Origin of the sequence: Bacillus sp. NEB1478, assembly GCF_031582965.1 — a bacterium.
In the GTDB taxonomy this organism is placed as follows: Bacteria; Bacillota; Bacilli; order Bacillales; family Fictibacillaceae; genus Fictibacillus.
This window is the reverse complement of record NZ_CP134049.1, coordinates 693,675-710,616: the sequence shown is the minus strand read 5'-3', so window position 1 is coordinate 710,616 and position 16,942 is coordinate 693,675. Positions and strand designations below refer to the sequence as shown.

Here is a 16,942-nt window from a genome sequence, read left to right as displayed (position 1 = left end):
ATGTATTCTCTTGATTATACTTATTTCCTTCCATACTTTTCTTCTATACGTCTAACCGTTTTCGGCATAACGAGTAAGCACCATACAAAACTGAGTGATTTCCTAAGGATGAAATATTCAATTCTGGTTTAAAAGGAACATATTTATCAAGATTTTCATTTATTTTTTCTAAAAAAGGTTTTAATTGTGATCCTACTCCGCCACTGAATAAAATGACTTCAGGATTTAAAATTACTGTTAAATTTATTAAGCATGTTGAAATGTGTTCTACGGCTTCTTCTATTATAGATTTTGCAACTGGGTCATCACTTTTAGCTAACTGAAAAAGTTCTTCTGTTGAAACACTCAGCCCCATTAACTCAGCATACTTATGAGCCATTCCATAACCGCCTGCATGTGTGCTTAAATATCCATAGCCTGGTCGTGCTGCTCTAAATCCTTTTGAAACAACTGATTTTTCTGTTATGGCGTATCCTACTTCACCAGCAGAAAAAGAATGCCCTTCATAAATTTCTCCATTTAAGAAAAGACCAGCACCGATACTTGTACCGATCATAAAATAAATAGCATGGTTAACACCTTCTAATGTACCTTTCTCCACTTCACCCAGCAATCCAATATTTACATCGTTTCCGATGCAAACTGGAATACCGAGTAAATTTTGAAGCTTTTCCTGCATCGGGTAATTCTCCCAGTTCAAACTAGGCGCTTCTAAAACCACACCTGCAGCACTATCGACCAACCCTGTGACGCCTAATCCAACATAGCTCACTTCATTAAGTCGTATCCCCTGTTCCTGTATGATCCTTTTCATCTCTACCGCTAAACAATCCGCAACATCAAATTTTATGACTTCGTTTGTTTTAAAAGTTTTACTGTTCAATAATTCTCCATCAATATTAAACAATACACATTCTATTTTTGTTCCGCCAACATCTGCAGCGAGGATATATTTCTTTTTCAATTAGATCTCTCCAATGGTTTTTCTTTTTTAGTATTAAAAAAAGACCCTCATTTTACATGAAGGTCCTCAAACTCAAAACTTGTATTAACGCACCTTTACCCAGCCGTTTTTGATCGCTTCTACTACCGCTTGTGTACGGTCGTTTACGTTCATTTTTTGCAGAATGTTACTTACATGGTTTTTAACCGTTTTTTCACTGATATACAGCTCTTCACCAATCGTACGGTTGCTTCGTCCGTCAGCTAATAGCTGAAGAACTTCACATTCACGACGCGTTAAGATGTGCAATGGCTTGCGGTATTCCACTTCTACAAAACCAGCTTTGTTCTGCTGTGTCTTGTTTGAAGTAGATAAACGGCGGAACTCGTTCAGCAAGTTGTGTGTAATTTTCGGATGCAGATAAGCACCTCCATCAGCTACAACTCGTACAGCTTCGATCAAGGAATCTGCGTCCATTTCTTTTAGCAGATAACCGGAGGCACCGGTTTGAACCGCATGGGATACATATGTTTCATCATCGTGGATCGAAAGGATGATAACTTTCGTGTCAGGAGACTTTTCCACTAAACGGCGAGTCGCTTCAACGCCGTTAACATTTGGCATGTTAATATCCATCAAAACAACATCTGGGTTATGATCACGCACGATTTCTTCTGCTTCTGATCCATCATCGCCTTCTGCCACTACAGAAAATTGATCTTCCATATCTAATATGCGCTTTACACCTTCACGGAACAATCTGTGGTCATCAATGATTGCAATCCTTGTTTTCTCAGGTGCTGAGGCGTTGCTTTCGTACACATTAATTGTATTCATGTGTGAACCCTCCTAGTCTCGAATGGGAATTTGAATATAAACACTTGTACCGAAGTTCAAGCGAGAATTAACTTTTAATGATCCTTCGAGCAGATCAACACGCTCACGCATACCCATCATTCCAAACGAATTCGTATTGGAAGGCTGTGACGTATCGAATCCTTTACCATCATCCCGAACATAGATCGAGACGAACTTTTTGGTAATCTCGAGTTTAACTTGTATGACCTTTGAATTAGCATGCTTTAAAGCATTATTGACTGACTCTTGAATCAGCCGGAATATCGCGATCTCCATTTTGTGATGGAAACGCCGCGACTCACCCATAGCTTGCAATTCAATATCGAGGCCAGTGCTCTCTTTTAGGTTGCGTAAATACTTATCTAAAGTAGGAACGATGCCCAGATCATCTAATGCCATCGGGCGCAGGTCATAAATGATTCTGCGAACTTCTTTCAGCGAATCCCGAATCATAACCCTTAAGTCTTTAATTTCGGCACGCGCTGCTTCTGTTCCTCTTTCCACAAAGATTTTCTCGAGCAGTTCCGAGCGAATCAGCATATTGGCCATTAACTGTGCCGGTCCATCATGAATTTCACGGGACAGCCGTTTTCGTTCTTCTTCTTGTGCCTCAATGATCTGAAGACCAAATTCCTGCTTTTGTTTAGCATCTCGAACAAGTTCATTAATCTTACGCAAGTCACCGTTTAAATAATTCAATACAACCGATATCTGACCTGAGAGATTTTCCGCTTTTTGAACCGTTTCCTGAAGTCCGAGAATCCGTCTCTCCAGTTCGTCTCTCTTTTCGCGTAGCTGTTTTTCAGTCTGTCTAATAATAGACAGTTCAATTTGATACTTGTTGGCATTCTCATAAGCGTCCCGAATATCGGATTCACTGTACTTCTGAAAATGCTTGCTCACTTCAGCAAGACGGGTTCTGGCAAGCTTCGCATGGTTTTCGGTAAGATCAACCTTGCTGATTACCTCAATAACCTGTTCTTTAACCCCTGCCAAATCACGCTGTAATTGTTGAAATTGCTGACGTGAGTTTTCATTGATCTCAAAGATTTGAGACTGGCTTTCCGTTACAGTATCGATGGTTTTATTCAATATTCCGTCTAATAAATGTGGATCTATCGCTAATTTTGCTGCAGACATGTAAATTTCCTCCAATTAAAACGATAAAGAATTACAAACGGAAGTTCTAGAACCATCTTACCTAATTATCAAATAGGACTTCTTATCCATAAAAGTACTAAGAATAAGATTGTTTAAAAATCCACCTTATATAGTACATTCGGCAAGATGTGGAATTTTATGACTTTTTCTGATAAAAAATTTTATCGATTTGTATGAAAATTAATATGACCTTATAATGAAGAATATCATGTATTTCAACGAGATTAAAGATTTTTCGACAATTTTGACATTAAAAATTTTAATTCTTTACCGCCCTAAAGGAGATTTTATATGCTATCCGACTATCTTACTGTAAAACAAACAGGTCAGCACGAGATCATAATCGATAAATCACGTTTCATTACCCATATTGCCAGAGCAACAACCGAAGAAGAAGCCATCTCCTTCATTCAATCCATCAAAAAAGAACATAACAGTGCGACTCACAATTGTTCGGCCTATTTAATCGGAGAAACCGACAATATTCAAAAAGCGAATGATGATGGTGAACCGAGCGGCACTGCTGGTGTCCCGATGTTAGAAGTCTTAAAAAAACGTCAACTGAAAGATACTGTGGCCGTAGTTACCCGATACTTTGGCGGAATAAAACTAGGTGCTGGCGGATTGATCCGTGCTTATGGAAAATCCGTTTCTGAAGGGCTTAACCACATTGGTGTTGTAAATCGGCAGCTTCATCAAATAATCCATATTCTTGTTGACTATACCCTCTTAGGTAAAATGGAGAACGAACTAAGAAATTCTTCTTACCCGATCAAAGATATGAAGTACACTGATAAAGTGGAAATTCAGATGTATGTACCGATAAATGAAACAGAGACTTTTTACGAATGGATAACAGATCTCTCCAATGCACAGAGCGAAATTTTATTTGGTGATAAGGATTATTTGGAAATAGATGTGAAATGATAAGGTTATCCCCATCTAATCAAATATGACACCGAATCTTATAAATGTTATTTTTTCGACAATGTTTCTTAATGAAATGCGATATGTTATTATCAAGGAGTTGTGCAGGGATACTATCACTCCAATTTTTATTGGGCTTAAGGAGTTAAGAGGTATATGAACCAACAAAATCACACAAGACAACGTAGAAGAAGACGTAAGCGCAGTCCATTTCGTCGGCTGATACGTTTTGTAGCTTTAATAGCTATTTTGTTTTTTATAAGCGCAGCAAGCTATGGTGGATATTTAGCTTATAAAATAAAAGCAAACGCAGATAGAAGCTATGTTGACACAGAAAAGTCTGACCTTCGAATGGATAATGTAAAGCTCGGGAAAGATCCTGTAACGATCTTGTTAATCGGGGTTGAAGATTATCAAGAAGGTGATGTAGGCAGAGCTGATGTAATAAAGCTGATTACCATTAATCCAGAAACAAAAGAGGCTGCAATAGTAAATATTCCACGTGATACACGGACTTATTTGTCATCAATAGATAGAAAAGATAAAATCAATCACTCTTATGCTTATGGCAAAAAAGGTGAAAGAGAAAAAGCTGTTATGAAAGCTACAGAAAATCTAATGGGAATTCCGATTGATTATTTTGTTTCAACTAATTTTGATGGGTTTGAGAAGGTTGTAGATGAACTTGGCGGTATAACGGTAAATGTACCATTTGACTTTAAACAGGGGTCATTTAAGCGAATGATTACATTTAAAAAAGGTCCTATGAAGATGGATGGCGAAGAAGCACTTGCCTTTGTGCGTATGCGTAAGCAAGATCCTCGCGGGGACATCGGAAGAAACGAACGTGAAAGCGAAGCAATTCGAGCAATAATGGATGAAGCGATCTCAGTTCGTTCGATTACCAAAGCTGATAACGTTATTGACCAGCTTGGAAATAACGTCAAAACGAACATTACGACTACAGAAATGTTTGCGATGAGGAACTTCTACAAAACCATAAAGAATAAAGAGATAAAACCTATACAGCTTGAAACGTATCCGGAAACAATCGATGGAGTTTCATATGAAATTCCTAGGGATGAATCTGTTCAAGAAATTAGGAAGAAGTTATCTAAGATTCTTAATATTGAAGAAGAACTCCCTAAAACGGATAATTCTAAATAAATAATTTACAATTTGACTTCAGTTCTTAGACTGGGGTCATTTTTTTTGGTGTACTTTATTGAGGATATTTAAAAAAGGAGTAAACCGATCATTCACAAGACCGATTTTTTCCGCTAAAAATTGAAGGAGGATAATTAGTAGCAACACGATCACAATAGTTCCTCTAAGTGTTGTTAATGGTAAGATGATTGCTACCGCACTAAAGATTAAACCCATCCCGTAAATGAATAATACCGTTTTCCTGTGAGATAAACCTTTTTTTAATAACCGATGATGAAGATGTCCTTTATCAGGCTTTACGATGGACTGTTTATTTACGATCCTTCTTATAATCGCAAAAGCAGTGTCAAAGATAGGTACACCTAACAATAAAATCGGAGCGATAAAACTAAATAATGTAACGCTTTTATAAAGGCCTAACAAGGAAAGAATCGCTATGCAATAGCCTAAAAATAACGCGCCTATGTCACCCATAAATATTTTCGCTGGATGAAAATTATAAAATAAAAAGCCAATTACACTTCCAAATATAATAATCGATATTGTAAAAATCATATCCTTTCCACTCAAGAAAGCCATTACTCCAATAGTGAAAACAATAATTGATGATGTTCCGGCAGCTAGGCCATCTAATCCATCTATCAAGTTAATCGCATTTGTGATTGCAATGATCCAAAAGATCGTTAAAGGATATGAAAGATATCCTATCTCAAAAGCACCTATAAAAGGGATATTTATGATCTCAATAATCAACCCGCTCATGACTACCAATGTTCCAGCTATTGCTTGAGCGATAAGCTTTTTTAAAGCAGATAAATGATATATATCATCAGCCAAACCAAGTAAGATAATGACCAATCCGCCTAATGATATCCCAAGAATTTGTTTTTCAAATAATCCGCTAATGAAAAAACCAATCCCCACACCTATCACAATGCTCAACCCACCTAATCTCGGCATCACTTTTGTATGTACCTTTCTTTGATTGGGTTCATCTACAGCATTGATTTTAATAGCAAGTCGAATGACGAATGGAGTTACTGCTAGAACAGTAAAAAAACATATAAAACCAATTAACAATGGGTTATTAATCATACTTTTGCCCTCAAATCATTGATTTTGCTTCCATCCTATAGAATTCCATGAAATTGACTTAATTACTTATGTAAGTTTTTTCCGCTACTTGATTGAATAATTATCGTTTCGGGCATAATAAAAAAACTTGCCTAATATAGGCAAGTTTTTAGTAAATATTACTTTTCAATTTTTATTTGCTGCGTTGATTCTGAACTGAAAACTTTTTTCCAAATGAATAATAGTGGTCGGTACTTGTGATGAACGAGTCCGATTAACTCGGCTATTAATTCAAGTAATACTAACAATCCAGCAGTGATTGCAATAGCTCCCCATACTGTTGTGGATGAAAATATTGCAGCAGCAAAGCTGAAAATAATACTAAGTCCGTAGATCATCAGTACAGTATTACGATGTGATAATCCTAGCTGGAGTAATCTGTGATGTAAATGCCCTTTATCAGGTGCTGATATTGGTTGCTTATTTGCGAGTCTTCTAATAATCGCAAATGTGGTGTCAAAAACAGGTACTCCTAAAATTATAATCGGAACAACAAAACTAAACAAAGTTACACTTTTATATAGTCCGAGCAGCGAAAGCACCGAAATACAATAGCCTAAAAATAAAGCTCCTGTATCACCCATAAAAATTTTCGCTGGATGAAAGTTATAGAATAAGAAGCCTATTATAGAGCTTAGCACGATGAGTGACAGCGTCAGAATCATCATATTGCCATTTAATCCAGCCATAATAGCAATAGTCGAAATGACAATAGCAGATATTCCCCCTGCTAGTCCGTCTAACCCGTCAATTAAGTTAATTGCATTTGTAATAGCCAAAATCCAAAAAATCGTAATTGGATATGCCCAAATTCCTAAATCGAACTTTCCGATAAAAGGAATACTTATAAAATCAATTGTTAATCCTGTTCCTACAATAACTAATGCTGCAAGCAGCTGTCCTAAAAGTTTCATTTTTGGGGAGATTGTCAATTTATCGTCAAGTAGACCAACAATAACAATTATAATCCCACCTAATGTGATCCCTGATACAGCTTGATATTGGAGACCTGCTGTAAAATACCCAGCGATAACTCCTATTACAATTGCAAGACCGCCTAGTCTTGGCATTAGTTTCTGATGTACTTTTCTTTTGTCTGGTTTGTCTGTCACACCAATTAAAATGGCTAGCTTAATAACAAAAGGTGTAACAAGCAAAACAGTTAGGAACGAAATAAAGCTTGTTAACAGCAATGTTTTCATTATATCCCCTCTTTATAACAAATCGCTTGTGTATATAATAATTCATTATTTTTCGCATTTGTCAAAATGTCTGTGTACCTAAGATGAAATTATAAAGATAAACACTCAATTACACAACCAATAACAAAGAATTTTCATATTCTCTTTACATTATATTTTTCGACAAAATCTTACATAACCTGTCCTTCCTCAATTTTATTTGATAATTTCCTTATTTTAAAAAAACATAAACCTATTAACTGTATTAAATTCAAATTATTTCAAATAAAGTTACAGTTCTATAACACTCTTGTAAAACCTAAAATAGCGACCTATTAGCGACTTATATTATGATATACTCAGTTATTGTGATAGGAGAAAGAGAAAGGAGTTTATGCGAGCTACATGTTATATTCAAAGACACAAAAAAGTCTAATTTATCAGATTATTATTGCTTTACTATTTTCTTTACTTGTTGGATGGATTATTGCATCTAGCTTATTTTCAGCCGACTCGAAAACAGTCCTTTTTTTATCTGGGCTTTTAATTTTATGCATGTTGATTTTTATCACTTGCAAACCACTTCTAAAAAAATATTCGTTTATGGAAAACTTAATATATTTACTAATAATCAGTTCGTTTTTCGGGCCAGCGATAGCAAGTGTAAATATAGGTCCATTCAGCTTATTCCCATATAGACTTTTATTTTTAATTGCGCTTCCTATATTTTTCTTTAAATATTTTCAAAAGGATCAATTAACTCCATGGTCAAAAATAAATGTGAAAAATATAATATTGTTTCATGTAGTCTGGATTGTCTATGCTCTTATCTCATTAATATGGGCTAAAACGATTAAAGCAGGAATAGCTGATTTTGTATTTTTAGTTATTGGAATCAGTTTAATTCTGTTTGTTACTTTCGTTTTTAAGAAAGAGCGAGATTATGTAAATTTATTATACATTTGGGTGGCAATGTTTCTTTTGCTCTTGATATTTGGGTTAATCAATCATTTAACTTTGATCCATTTTCCAACTTCAAGATTTTATGGTATAGACACTTATCAAAAATCCATTCCAACATCCGTATTTGCAAATGAAAATGATTTTGCCAGTTTTATTTCAATCAGTTTCTTTTTTGCATTAGCTCTAGCTAATCATACAAAACATATGATTGTAAAAATTGGAGCAATTGGGGTAATGTTATTTTCTCTTTACATTATGTCACTGACTTCTTCTAGGGCAAATTATATTTCTATCTTGCTTGGACTAGGATTTTGGTTCCTGTTTTTAACTTCACGTAACATTAAAAGATACATGATCATTGCCTTTGGTTTTATGAGTGTACTTGCAATACTTATCGTACCTCATAAAATTTATAATGGCTTTGCATCAGTGTACGGTTTGATTGCAACGCTCGGAAATAATACAGAAGGAAGTTCCGTTGATATACGTATTAACCTAATTAAAAATTCATTCCATTTTATTAGCGAATCATTTGGTTTTGGAATTGGAGCCGGAAACTCTGAGTACTATATGAAAGAATTCGCCAAGTATCCCACTCACACAATTATAAACATTCATAATTGGTGGATTGAAATGATGGTCAATTATGGTATTTTTATATTTACAGGATATTTACTTCTCTATGCAGGATTGATATATTATTTATTTAATATCTTTAAGGAATCTACCGGTAACAATCGTATGATAGCTGAGGCTTTGTGTACAGCACTGATTGCTTTTTTCCTTGCAAGTATCAGTCCGAGCTCTCAAATAACTTTGAATTATTTATGGTTGCTTTTCGCATTCGCGATAGGATTCATTAATTATTGGAAGACCCATTCAATTGATCAAATACCTTACTCAACACTTAAATCGGAGGATTCATATGAAAGAAACATTCAATAGTATAATAAACAGGTTAAGAAAATGGTTCATATTATTAATTTTAATTCCATTCTTAGCTGCAGGAGCTGCCTATATGTTTCAGAAAAAAGGGCCGTCATCCTATACGGCTAATGCAGAGATTCAACTTGCTAACTTTGATAAAGATAGCAATCAATTGGACTATACGGATGCAGAATATGCGAAAACATATATAACTAGCGATACATTTATTGAAAAGTTGGAAAAAAAAGATTCGAGTATAGATCCAGGTGATATAAAATCAAAAGTATCTTTTATAATAAAGCCAGCTAAAGTACTCGGTCTTAGTTATACTGGTAAGAACCCAAAAGAAGCCAAAGAAACATTAGAACTTGTTGTTAATCAATATATTGACGATTCAAAGAAAGCAAAAGAAGATATTACAAAATTTTATGAGGATTCTAAATCACAAGCTGGTCCTCAAAAACCAAAAACTAAAAGTGAATATGACCTTATCATATTTGGTTTGCATGAAGCTAAAGAAATAAAACAAGTAAACATTGAAACAGTGCAAGAAAGTGCTAAAAACAAAACAGTATTCGGTTTCTTAATTGGCTTGATAATAAGCTTTATGATACTTCTATTACCAGAAGTATTCCGAAAATAATAATACAGTTATTAAAAACACCTTCCGGCAACAAAATGCCTAAAGGTGTTTTTTGTATTTTTATTCAATTTTCACTAAAGAAATTGTATAACCCTCCGATAAAGATTATGTGACATAATTATTCAAAAATAATGAAAATAAGATATTATATGTAATTTTTTATCTTATTTTGTAATTAAATGTCCATTGATTTTACCATTAATGGTAAAATTTAATAGTCACTAAATTTATAGGGGGAGATGTTTTGAAGGGAAAAAAGAAGATTAATAGATTGTTTGTATCCACTCTATTAATTTCATCCATTGTTTTTACACCTGTCGGTAAGAGTTCTGCAGCAGAACCGACTGTTTCAATTAAACTTAAAAATTACATAGGTAACAAAACGGCTTTGAACATTAATACTGAAGGTCAATATCGTATTAATACAGAGAATTCTTTACGCCTTGATGGTGCCAACCGTTTTGTAGTAGCTTCCAAAATTGCAGATAATAGTTGGGGTAATAATGCTGGAACTGTCATTCTAGCAAACTATAATGCCTTTGCTGACGCACTTTCAGCTGCTCCATTAGCTTATAAATACAAAGGGCCAATATTATTAACTCAAAAGGATTTCTTAACAGCAGATGCGAAAAAGCAAATTCAAGAAATTATGCCTAGTCAAGTTATTATTGTCGGTGGAACTGGAAGTGTTTCCGGTAATGTAGTAAATGATATTAGAAGTATTAATAGTAATATCTCTGTAAGAAGAATTGGCGGTGCCGATCGTTTTGAAGTTTCACAGAAAATCTCAAGTGAATTAGGTACACCTGGAACATCAATCGTTGCTAACGGTTTGAACTTTCCAGATGCATTGGCTATTGCCCCTTATGCAGCGAGAAATGGATATCCTATACTATTAACTCAACCAAACAAACTACCTTCTAAAACAGCATCCGCACTTAAATCTAATAAAACCACTAAAACAATCGTAGTCGGTGGTGAAGCAAGTGTAAGTAAATCTGTCGCTGATAAACTGCCAAATGCTGATAGAATTGGTGGGGCTAACCGTTTTGAAGTAGCTGCAAATATTTTAAAAGAATTAAAGATGAGTGCTAATAGAGCTTTTGTCGCTACTGGACTTACTTTTGCTGACGCATTAACAGGTTCTGTATATGCAGCTAAAGAAAATGCTCCTTTATTGCTTACAATGCCAACATATATCCCATCAGCTACAAAAGATGTCATTAACTCAAAGGCCATCTCTGATTTTACAGTATTAGGTGGAACTGGATCTGTTTCGAATAGCGTTATGGCAGATCTCCCTGCCGTTTTAGATGCGGGTGAAGATTACACAGTTAAAAAAGTAGGTGAAGACCTTGTATTATATAAAGGCTCTACCTTAATAAAAGATTTCAATGCTTCTTCTTTTACTTTAGACCCGGAAAAATACGGTGTTTCTTCAGTTATTGAGCTAGACAATAATTTATCTTATCTAGGTGATATGACATTTGCAGTTGAAGGCAGCTATATTAGACCAATCAACGAAAATGTTCCTTTAGAAGATTACCTAAAGGGTGTATTACCAGGAGAAATGAGTTATTCATGGGAAAAAGAAGCTTTAAAAGCCCAGGCCATAACTGCTAGAACGTTTGTTTATCGAAAAGGTGATATGGCCATTGATGACACACAATCAAACCAAGTGTATAAAGGCTATATCTGGGGTTCTAGCGAGTATGGGACAAGCAATTCCGCTGTTAATGAAACAAAAGGCATTATTTTGACTCATCCATCAGAAGTTTCTAAGAGCAACCCTATGGGAGTTGCCCAAACGTTCTACTACTCTTCAAATGGTGGTCAAACTTTATCTAATAAGAATTCATGGGGTACAGCAAGATTGCCATATTCTATTTCAGTAGAAGATACATTTGACGTGAAAAATGCTAGCAAATACAGTTATTATAAAGGTGATTGGTCTTATGAATTAAAGAAAACTCAGATTGACACCTCAAAAATTGATTATACAACTGGGACTACTTTAAATAACTGGTGGAATAATGCAAGTGAAATAGATACTAAAATTATGACTCAGTTCAAGTCCATGCTAAAAGCAGACGGATATAACTATATCCCGAAAACATCTGATATTAAAATTATTAAAATAGATAATGTAGATTTCACAACATCTTTTGATGAAGATGACAGACTCGATGGATCCATCACTTTAAAGTACTTTGAAAAAACGTCTAACGGCTATGTGATGAGCAATGGAAAATTAGCTGTAAAAACTTTAACAGTCATCCGTAGATCATATGATATTCGCAACATGATTGGTTCTAGCATTATGTACAGCCCTTATATCAAGTCTGTTGATAATAAAACAGATCGATTCGTAGTCAATGGGGCTGGATATGGTCACGGAATCGGTATGAGCCAATTTGGAGCGAAACAAATGGCTGTAGAAGGAAAAGATTACAACTTTATTTTAAATTTCTACTATCCAACGACTGTAAAGAAAGATATCTATTAAAAAGTTAAAAGCACACGACCAACTCGTCGTGTGCTTTTTGTTTAATTTTGATTTCTCAACAACTGATTTTCAGGAACTTTTCTTAATACGCGGGCAGGTGAACCAACTACTAGGTCCTCTTTTTCTACATTTTTAGTTACTACACTTGCTGCAGCAACTGTTCCGTCTTCCTCAATGACTTTACCGGGAAGAATTGTAGAGTTTGCGCCTACTCGCCCTCCATTTTTAATAGTTACACCTTTAAATTTATCATAGCGTTCTTTTGATCTTGCCATATAATTATCGTTTGTTGTAACTACATATGGTGCGATGAAAACTTGATCACCAAGTTCTGAATAGGCAGTGATGTAACAGTTTGTTTCAAGCTTACACTTTACTCCTACCGTACAATCATTCTCTACCGACACGCCACGCCCTACAATTGTCTTTTCACCGATTGTAACTCGTTCACGAACCGTTGCAAGATCCGCTACAAATACATCATCAGCTAATTCAGCATTCGCATAAATAATCGCAGAAGTTCCAATTGTAACGCCTGAACCAATTACTGTTGGAGGAAGTTTTTTCACTTCTGGTAGAATGGAGTTTTTAGCTCTTGTCGGCTGTTTTCCGATCACTGCATTATCCTGAATGATACAATGATTACCGATTGTTACGCCATCATAGATAACTACATTATGCCCAATTGTTACATTTTCTCCTAACTTAACATCATTACCAATTACAACGTTTTGCCCTTTTTGAACTGTCATCATAGACACCTTCTTCCGTAAGTATGTAAAGAAAACTTGGCTGACGCCAAGCCTTTTTAGTCAGCCTTAGTTACACTTATACTATCGACTTTAACTTGTTTCTGCTTTGATGATCCATCCTACTGCAAACAAGTTATACTTTCTGATAGTGTAAAACGGTGTTCACCCCAGTTACGAGTGAACACCTTATTTTTGATTTAGTTTTTATTATAGAACTCAGCAATTTTTTCTACTACATATTGCTGTTGTTCAATTTTGAGTTCAGGGAACATCGGTAAAGAAATCGCTTCTTCTGCTGCTTTTTCTGTTACAGGCAGATCTCCCTCTTTATATCCTAACTCAGCAAATACTGGCTGTAAGTGCAATGGTTTTGGATAATAGATCATTGTTGAAACGCCTTGTTCTTGCAGATACTTTTGAAGCTCATCACGACGCTCTACTCGAATCGTATATTGGTGGAAAATATGGTGGCTGTAATCTGCAATAAATGGTGTAACTACTTTATCACCCAACTGCTCGTTTAACAGCTTCGTGTAATTCTCTGCTTTCTCTCTGCGAAGATTGCTCCATTCGTCAAGATGTGGGAATTTCACATTAAGGATAGCCGCTTGAAGCTCATCTAAACGGCTGTTATAGCCAAGAACATGGTGGTAATATTTTGGTTTGCTTCCGTGAACACGGATTACACGCATTTTTTCAGCAAGATCATCATCATTTGTAACGACCATACCGCCGTCACCATAAGCACCTAGGTTTTTAGTTGGGAAGAAGCTGTAAGTAGCAATCGTTCCTAACTCCCCTACGTTTTTGCCTTTGTATTTTGAACCGATCGCTTGTGCAGCATCTTCTACGATTCCTAAGTTATGTTTTTTAGCAATCTCAACGATAGCATCCATATCAGCCATTTGGCCATAGAGATGAACAGGAACAATTGCTTTTGTTTTGTCTGTTACAGCTGCTTCAATTTTTGCTGGATCAATGTTGAACGTTTTAGGATCACAATCAACGAATACTGGTGTTGCTCCAGCACGAGCTACAGCTCCAGCTGTTGCGAAGAATGTAAATGAAGGAACGATAACTTCGTCACCAGGTCCTACGTTTAATGCAGTTAATGCGATATGAATCGCATCACTTCCGTTAGCTACACCAATCCCATGATTTACATTGCTATATTTAGCTACATCTGCTTCAAGTTTTTTAACGTTGTCGCCCAAAATAAATCTTGCATTGGACATTACATCTTCCATTGCAGGCAGGATGTCATTTTTCAGGTTTTGATATTGTTCTGTAAGATCAAGCATAGGTACTTTCATTACATTAAACCTTCTCTCTTAAAATTATTAATTATTGTTTATTAGCATTTCTACATCATTCAGAATATATGAATGGTCGTTGTTTTTCAATCTATGACAATCTTTCATATAATTCAATCAGGCGTTCGCTTTCTTTTTCCCAATTGTATTTTTCTTCGATTGCCCGTCTTCCGTTCTTACCCATCTCAGCAGACTTTTCTGGGTTGTCCAAAATGGTTTGAATCGCATTTGCAATTTCATCTATATTCAAAGGATCGACGCAAATCCCACATTCATTGGCACTGACGATTTCTTCCCAAAGCGGAAAATTCGATGCTATGACCGGCAGACCAGCTGACATATATTCAAAAAGCTTAATCGGATACGAAACGACAAAACGCGGCTCTGGATGTAATAAGACGAGGCCTGCGTCAGCATTACTAAGCTCTTCTTTCACTTCTTGCCGGTTTAGAAATCCAAGATAATTCACATGCTTCCATCCACTCATCTTTTTCACTTCATCTTCTAATGAGGTAGGTGCAAATGAGCCTCCTAGACGGAATATAACTGGCAACTTTTCGTTGACCTTTTCAACTGAAGAAATCATCTCTTTTATTCCACGAAGAAGATAAATACCACCGAGATAAACAACACTTTTTTGGTTGTTATCTGTTGGAGATGCTGTTTCTGCACTATCCATCCCTTTCATCAGCTCTTGAAGCAGTGGATAGTTATGAATGGTTACGGTATTTGGATTATACGTTTTGAAACGTTCATTAATATATGGTGTAGCAGTTACAACCGCATCAAATCGCTTAGATGCATACCTTTCAAAACTTTTAGCTCCATAGGCTACACTTTTTCGGAAGGGAGTTGGAATCCACTGCTTTGAAAGCACTTGTTCAGGCAGATCTTCATGAACATCGTAGATCACTTTCTTTCCTTTTCCTTTAAGCTTAAGTCCAATTGGCATTAGTTCCGGATCATGAAAATGATAAACATCAGCATCTTGCCTAAGCGCTTCCTCGAAAACTAAAGAGGTCGTGTTCACCATTCGTTTCAAACGATTCTTAGCATTTGACGTAACACCTTTTATCTTTACACCAAAATGTTCACTATCTTGTGCATTAGGAACAATATAAACGACTTCGTGTCCAGCTTTTTGTAAGGATTGGCACTCTTTGATCAAGATTCGTGTATCCATAGCGGAATGCACTGAGGTTAAATGACAAACTTTCATTTGCATTCCCTACCTTTTCTTATAATCTTGAATATTCTCAAGTAAGTCATCGACAATTCTTCCCCAAGAAAATTCTCGGCAAACAAATTCTCTGCCTCTTAAAGAGTATTTTTCATATTCTGATTCAGTTAAATTGGCACATTGGATCATTTTTATTGCAATATCTTGATCATCTTCAGGAGTCGCAATGATTCCGCTGCCACTATCCTCGATTAATTTTGCGCTTTCCCCTACTCCACAATATAAAACAGGTACACCTGATGCGAGTGCTGGAAAAATCTTCGAAGGTCTTGCGCCTTGGAACAAAGCAATATTCCTTAGTGAAACAATACTGAAATCAGAAATCGAGAACACATTCGGCATCTCTGTAACAGGAACAGAATCATGGAAAATCACGTTATCTGCTTTTAAGTTATTTTTCAACTCGACAAGTTCTTCTTTTTCAGGACCGTCTCCTATAAATAACAATCTGATATCTGGGTTTGTTTCTTCTACAATCTTAGCTGCACGAATCACAGAATCAAGACCTTGTGCATATCCCATTCGGCCGGCAAAAGTAAATACTTTTTTCCCTTCAAACCCTAATTTCCGAAGCCATTCTTCATTCTTTTCTCCAGGTTGGAAAGTTTCTGTGTTTACGCCATTTGGTAAAAGAAATACTTGTTCTTTCCTCTTCCCTTTTTTAAGCATATAATCGGCAATGCCATCTGTCGCCGTTGCTATTTTCCAAGCTTTTTTATATAAAAATTTCTCTAATTTTTCAGCTAATGATATAAACTTCTTATTCTTTAGTATGCCTAATTCCACAGCAGATTCTGGCCAAATATCAGCTACGTTAAAAACAAACTTAGCTCTTTTAAGCTTCGAAGACATATAGCCTGTAATCCCTAAAAACAAAGGTGGAGAGGTACATATAATCACATCTGTCTTCTTCGCCTTCATCATAGAATAAAAAGCGCTGAAGGTGAAAGAGAAATAGGACACCAATCTTCTCCAAAAGGTTCCTTTTGGACTTGGATAGATCCACGAACGATGCACTGGAATACCTTCATACTCTTCATATTGATAGAATTTCCCTTTATATTCATCAGGAATAATGCCATGAGGATGATGTGGAAATGCAGTAATTACTTCTACATCATGCCCTCTTTTTATTAATTCTTTACTGACTTCATACAGACGGATCTGCGGAGCACCTACCTCAGGGGGGAAATGCTGACTCAATAAAATGATTCTCATAAATTTTTT

Annotated in this window: 14 protein-coding genes; 5 read left to right on the top strand and 9 right to left on the bottom strand. The window is 35.8% G+C overall.

Annotated features, from left to right (window positions below; all coding sequences use genetic code 11):
* Positions 1-43: 43 nt before the first annotated feature.
* The 3 genes from RGB74_RS03275 to RGB74_RS03265 form a co-directional block, all read right to left on the bottom strand.
* Positions 44-964: an ROK family protein gene (locus tag RGB74_RS03275; RefSeq protein ID WP_310761570.1), complete on the bottom strand. Its 921-nt coding sequence runs from the start codon at positions 962-964 to the stop codon at positions 44-46.
* A gap of 84 nt (positions 965-1,048) precedes the next feature.
* Complete coding sequence (locus RGB74_RS03270) at positions 1,049-1,780, bottom strand: response regulator (protein WP_310761569.1); 732 nt, start codon at positions 1,778-1,780, stop codon at positions 1,049-1,051.
* Between the two features lie 12 nt (positions 1,781-1,792).
* Positions 1,793-2,941, bottom strand: coding sequence for a sensor histidine kinase (locus RGB74_RS03265; protein WP_310761568.1), 1,149 nt, complete (start codon positions 2,939-2,941; stop codon positions 1,793-1,795).
* Between the two features lie 312 nt (positions 2,942-3,253).
* On the opposite strand from RGB74_RS03265, the gene RGB74_RS03260 reads away from it, so the two are divergent.
* Positions 3,254-3,889: a YigZ family protein gene (locus RGB74_RS03260; RefSeq protein WP_310761567.1), complete on the top strand. Its 636-nt coding sequence runs from the start codon at positions 3,254-3,256 to the stop codon at positions 3,887-3,889.
* A gap of 156 nt (positions 3,890-4,045) precedes the next feature.
* The gene (locus RGB74_RS03255; protein ID WP_310761566.1) at positions 4,046-5,056 is read left to right on the top strand and encodes an LCP family protein; all 1,011 of its coding nucleotides are present in this window, start codon (positions 4,046-4,048) and stop codon (positions 5,054-5,056) included.
* Positions 5,057-5,092: 36 nt separating this feature from the next.
* Here RGB74_RS03255 and RGB74_RS03250 read toward each other — a convergent pair whose 3' ends face one another.
* The gene (locus RGB74_RS03250) at positions 5,093-6,151 is read right to left on the bottom strand and encodes a glycosyltransferase family 4 protein (RefSeq protein WP_310761565.1); all 1,059 of its coding nucleotides are present in this window, start codon (positions 6,149-6,151) and stop codon (positions 5,093-5,095) included.
* Positions 6,152-6,309: 158 nt separating this feature from the next.
* Complete coding sequence (locus tag RGB74_RS03245; protein WP_310761564.1) at positions 6,310-7,392, bottom strand: glycosyltransferase family 4 protein; 1,083 nt, start codon at positions 7,390-7,392, stop codon at positions 6,310-6,312.
* Between the two features lie 384 nt (positions 7,393-7,776).
* Here RGB74_RS03245 and RGB74_RS03240 point away from each other — a divergent pair, with 384 nt between their 5' ends.
* From RGB74_RS03240 to RGB74_RS03230, 3 genes are all read left to right on the top strand, one after another.
* Positions 7,777-9,279, top strand: coding sequence for an O-antigen ligase family protein (locus RGB74_RS03240; RefSeq protein WP_310761563.1), 1,503 nt, complete (start codon positions 7,777-7,779; stop codon positions 9,277-9,279).
* Positions 9,260-9,904 carry a hypothetical protein gene (locus tag RGB74_RS03235; protein WP_310761562.1) on the top strand — a complete coding sequence of 215 codons (645 nt, stop codon included), beginning with the start codon at positions 9,260-9,262 and terminating at the stop codon, positions 9,902-9,904. Before RGB74_RS03240 ends, RGB74_RS03235 begins: the two co-directional genes overlap by 20 nt.
* 244 nt (positions 9,905-10,148) lie before the next feature.
* On the top strand, positions 10,149-12,410 hold the full coding sequence (locus tag RGB74_RS03230) for a cell wall-binding repeat-containing protein (protein ID WP_310761561.1): 2,262 nt from the start codon (positions 10,149-10,151) through the stop codon (positions 12,408-12,410).
* Positions 12,411-12,451: 41 nt separating this feature from the next.
* Here RGB74_RS03230 and RGB74_RS03225 read toward each other — a convergent pair whose 3' ends face one another.
* From RGB74_RS03225 to RGB74_RS03210, 4 genes are all read right to left on the bottom strand, one after another.
* Positions 12,452-13,162: a DapH/DapD/GlmU-related protein gene (locus tag RGB74_RS03225; protein WP_310761560.1), complete on the bottom strand. Its 711-nt coding sequence runs from the start codon at positions 13,160-13,162 to the stop codon at positions 12,452-12,454.
* Positions 13,163-13,359: 197 nt separating this feature from the next.
* Entirely contained in the window at positions 13,360-14,475 is a 1,116-nt protein-coding gene (locus RGB74_RS03220; RefSeq protein WP_310761559.1) for a DegT/DnrJ/EryC1/StrS family aminotransferase, read from the bottom strand.
* Positions 14,476-14,566: 91 nt separating this feature from the next.
* Positions 14,567-15,658 (bottom strand): glycosyltransferase family 4 protein, encoded by a 1,092-nt coding sequence (locus RGB74_RS03215; RefSeq protein ID WP_310761558.1) that lies wholly within the window; start codon positions 15,656-15,658, stop codon positions 14,567-14,569.
* Between the two features lie 45 nt (positions 15,659-15,703).
* Positions 15,704-16,933: a glycosyltransferase family 4 protein gene (locus RGB74_RS03210; RefSeq protein WP_310761557.1), complete on the bottom strand. Its 1,230-nt coding sequence runs from the start codon at positions 16,931-16,933 to the stop codon at positions 15,704-15,706.
* Positions 16,934-16,942 lie beyond the last annotated feature (9 nt).

Excerpts from the sequence above, each read along its gene's own strand:
- RGB74_RS03240 (WP_310761563.1), top strand. The coding sequence starts at position 7,777 with ATGTTATATTCAAAGACACAAAAAAGTCTAATTTATCAGATTATTATT.
- RGB74_RS03215 (WP_310761558.1), bottom strand. The coding sequence starts at position 15,658 with ATGGATACACGAATCTTGATCAAAGAGTGCCAATCCTTACAAAAAGCT.
- RGB74_RS03245 (WP_310761564.1), bottom strand. The coding sequence starts at position 7,392 with ATGAAAACATTGCTGTTAACAAGCTTTATTTCGTTCCTAACTGTTTTG.
- RGB74_RS03225 (WP_310761560.1), bottom strand. The coding sequence starts at position 13,162 with ATGACAGTTCAAAAAGGGCAAAACGTTGTAATTGGTAATGATGTTAAG.
- RGB74_RS03255 (WP_310761566.1), top strand. The coding sequence starts at position 4,046 with ATGAACCAACAAAATCACACAAGACAACGTAGAAGAAGACGTAAGCGC.
- RGB74_RS03250 (WP_310761565.1), bottom strand. The coding sequence starts at position 6,151 with ATGATTAATAACCCATTGTTAATTGGTTTTATATGTTTTTTTACTGTT.
- RGB74_RS03220 (WP_310761559.1), bottom strand. The coding sequence starts at position 14,475 with ATGAAAGTACCTATGCTTGATCTTACAGAACAATATCAAAACCTGAAA.
- RGB74_RS03260 (WP_310761567.1), top strand. The coding sequence starts at position 3,254 with ATGCTATCCGACTATCTTACTGTAAAACAAACAGGTCAGCACGAGATC.
- RGB74_RS03235 (WP_310761562.1), top strand. The coding sequence starts at position 9,260 with ATGAAAGAAACATTCAATAGTATAATAAACAGGTTAAGAAAATGGTTC.
- RGB74_RS03210 (WP_310761557.1), bottom strand. The coding sequence starts at position 16,933 with ATGAGAATCATTTTATTGAGTCAGCATTTCCCCCCTGAGGTAGGTGCT.
- RGB74_RS03270 (WP_310761569.1), bottom strand. The coding sequence starts at position 1,780 with ATGAATACAATTAATGTGTACGAAAGCAACGCCTCAGCACCTGAGAAA.
- RGB74_RS03265 (WP_310761568.1), bottom strand. The coding sequence starts at position 2,941 with ATGTCTGCAGCAAAATTAGCGATAGATCCACATTTATTAGACGGAATA.